Origin of the sequence: Polynucleobacter sp. 31A-FELB (genome assembly GCF_018882405.1) — a bacterium.
In the GTDB taxonomy this organism is placed as follows: domain Bacteria; phylum Pseudomonadota; class Gammaproteobacteria; order Burkholderiales; family Burkholderiaceae; genus Polynucleobacter.
In genome coordinates this window covers 1-3,309 of sequence record NZ_JACVOO010000034.1, presented here as the reverse complement: position 1 = coordinate 3,309, position 3,309 = coordinate 1, and the positions used below count along the sequence as shown (strand labels likewise).

The 3,309-nt window shown below is 47.2% G+C and carries 2 protein-coding genes and 1 pseudogene; all 3 read right to left on the bottom strand.

Annotated features, from left to right (window positions below; genetic code table 11):
• Positions 1–119: 119 nt before the first annotated feature.
• Positions 120–524: pseudogene (locus ICN30_RS11470) on the bottom strand (ABC transporter substrate-binding protein); the annotation flags it as partial.
• A gap of 145 nt (positions 525–669) precedes the next feature.
• Positions 670–1,599: an EamA family transporter gene (locus ICN30_RS11465; RefSeq protein ID WP_370626654.1), complete on the bottom strand. Its 930-nt coding sequence runs from the start codon at positions 1,597–1,599 to the stop codon at positions 670–672.
• The gene (locus tag ICN30_RS11460; RefSeq protein WP_370626653.1) at positions 1,592–3,169 is read right to left on the bottom strand and encodes a GMC family oxidoreductase; all 1,578 of its coding nucleotides are present in this window, start codon (positions 3,167–3,169) and stop codon (positions 1,592–1,594) included. Before ICN30_RS11460 ends, ICN30_RS11465 begins: the two co-directional genes overlap by 8 nt.
• Positions 3,170–3,309 lie beyond the last annotated feature (140 nt).

Below are 3,309 nucleotides of genomic sequence, written 5' to 3'. Positions count from 1 at the left end.
TACATCGAAATGTTTTACAACCCGGTTAGACGCCATAGTTACAACAATGGGCTTTCTCCGGTAAGATTTGAACAGCAGTACCAAGCGAGGTTGGCAAGTGTCTAGGATATTGGTAGCGATTCAGGGAATTGCTTAGTCAAGATTGAGCCAGTAGCAACGTTGTTCATTACTGGAATCTTGGCATCTTGATAGAAGCGCTGTGAGGCCAATGCCACACCAGTGTTGATGTAACCCATAGTAGCAACTACTTTTTCGTTATTGATCAACTCTTGTGCAATTTGAACGCCACGCTCATTTTTTGCTTCGTCATCGCGCTCAACCAAAACGATTTTGTTGCCGTTAATACCACCAGCAGCATTGATTTCTTTTGCAGCTAAGCGCACACCGTCACGCATACTCACACCCATGGATGCGGAGCCGCCAGTAAACGGACCAGAAACACCAAGCTTGATATCGGCAGCGTAAGCGCCAGTTGTTAACATTGCCGCAGCAGCTACAGCAAAAATGTGATGACGAATATTCATAAAGTCTCCATGACTAAAAATGCTAATTAAATAAATTCTTTTTTAGGTACAACTTGAAACGAATAGCCATCTTACAGTTAATGTAGGGGCAAAAAAAGGGGTTTGTATTAGGGTTTTACATTAGCCCTGAAAGATAAAAGTCGTTTTAAAAAAACTTACGAACTTGCGCTTGTAAGCTAGGCCAAAAGAGATTGATGATGAGGCCGGCAATTACCAAGCTGGCAGCCTCGACTTTCCAGGGTGGCAAAGCCTCTCCTAAAAAGAAGGCAGATGCCCCCATTCCAAAGATGGGTACTAGCAAGGGTGCAGGAGCCACCAGTGCGGCTGGGTGTTTTGACAGCAACCAACCCCAAGCGGCATAGCCAAACAAGGTATTAGCCCAAGACTGCCATAGGACTCCAACCCAAGCCCCCATGGGGGCGGCTAAGGTCACATCCCACAAGCGAACTACACCACCCTCAAAGATCAGCGCAATCAGTAGCAACGGCGGAATAGAGAAGGCGCTAGCCCACACTACATAAGACAGCATATTGATCGAACCAGCCTGGCGGCTCACTGTGTTCGCAATTCCCCAGGAGAGACCCGCAAAGACCACGAGTGCTAAACCTAAGAAGGTAGTCGTGGAGTCTGTGTGCAGCGCAATAATTACTAGACCAAGCAAAGCGATACCAACCGCGACTACCTGATAGCGCTTGAGACCCTCTTTGGCAAACAGCATGGCAAAGCCAATCGTAAAAAATACTTGGGTCTGAACTACAAGCGAGGCGAGTCCTGGAGAAATTTGACTATTCACGGCGTAGTACATAACGCCAAATTGCCCAACCCCAGTGGCTAATCCGTAAATACAGAGATTGCCCCAAGCTACTTTTGGCCTTGGCATAAAAAAGACCAAAGGCAGCAAAACAAATAGATATCGCAGGGTAGCGAAATAAAAAGGCGGAAACGATGCCAGGCAATTTTTAATCACTACAAAGTTGGTGCCCCATACCGCAACAATGGCGAGCGCCAACAGCAAGTGACTTGCTGGGAGCCCAGCATTGGAGTGCGAGCCGCCTTGAATTTTTGAACTACTCACTAGTTAGCAATTCAGCTGCGCGTTGCGCAATCATCATTGTTGGAGCTGCAGTATTTCCGGAGGTAATTGTTGGCATCGCAGAGGCATCCACTACTCTCAGATGATGAATACCCCTTACGCGTAATTGTGAATCGAGTACTGCCATCGGATCATCATCGCGTCCCATCTTACAAGTACCTACTGGATGAAAAATTGTAGTTCCAATATCACCGGCAGCTTTGATGAGCTCTTCATCAGTTTGATACTGTTTACCTGGCTTGTACTCATCTGGCGTGTAGGGCTTGAGTGCTGGACTTTCCACAATCTTGCGCGTGAGACGCAACGAGTCTGCAGCTACTTTGCGATCTTCATCCGTCGATAAATAATTTGGCGCAATCACTGGAGGCGCTTCTGGATCGACAGAGCTGATGTGCACACTACCACGAGATGTTGGACGCAAGTTACAAACACTTGCAGTAATCGCATTGAAAGAATGCAAATCCTCGCCAAACTTTTCTAGCGATAGCGGTTGAACGTGATACTCCAAATTTGCCGAAGGCTGATCGGGCGAACTGTATGCAAAAGCACCCAGCTGTGATGGCGCCATCGACATTGGGCCCGAGCGCTTAAACACATACTCCATACCAATTAACAACTTACCCAATAAAGAATTGGCTTTGGTGTTTAAGGTCTTAATGTTGTTGACCTTGTAGATCATGCGCAATTGCAAATGGTCTTGTAGATTCTCACCTACGCCAGGTAAATCTGCGATTACTGGAATGCCCAGCCTATTGAGGTGTGCAGCTGAGCCAACACCTGAGCGCTCTAGAACCTGCACGCTACCAATAGCGCCGGCACTCAAAATCACTTCGCCTTGAGAGCCGCCATTGTGATTACTGCAAAGCACGTCTACTGTTTTGCTATCTTTAATATATTGAACACCGTAGCAATTTTTAGAGACATCATCAATTAGTAATTTATTAACTATGGCCTCGGTAATTACTGTGAGATTAGGCCGCTTAGCCGCATCACGTAAAAATGCTTTGGAGGTATTGAGCCGCCAACCTTTGCGCTGACTCACATCAAAGTAGCCAACTCCAAAGTTATCCCCTTGATTAAAGTCATCCGATGAGGGGATGCCGGCTTGTACCGCTGCCTCTCTAAAGATATCCATGATGGGCCAACGCAAGCGTTGCTTAGAAACAGTCCACTCACCACCTTTGCTGTGCCACTGACTAGCTGGGCCGTGATAGTCCTCAAATGATTTGTAACGACGCAATGCGTTTTGCCAAGACCAGGCGTCATCACCCGTTGCCTTAACCCAGGAGTCGTAGTCGCCAGTTTGGCCGCGCATATAAATCATGCCATTAATTGATGAACATCCACCGAGCACCCTGCCACGCGGATATAGAAGTGAACGGCCATTGAGACCTTTTTCAGCAGCGGTCTTAAAACGCCAGTCTGCCCTTGGGTTATCGATGCAATATAAATAACCAACCGGCACATGAATCCAGATGTAATTGTCATTCTTGCCAGCCTCAATTAAGAGCACGCGTTTAGCGGGATCCTCAGTGAGGCGCTTGGCCAACATGCAGCCGGCGCTACTGACCTCCTCCCAATAAATTGGACACCCTAAATTAGAAAAAATCGGCGATATTATCCCTAAGGAGGGGTGCGCCATGAAGAGGTCAAAGTTCACAGAAGAGCAGATTGCTTTTGCATTGCATCAAG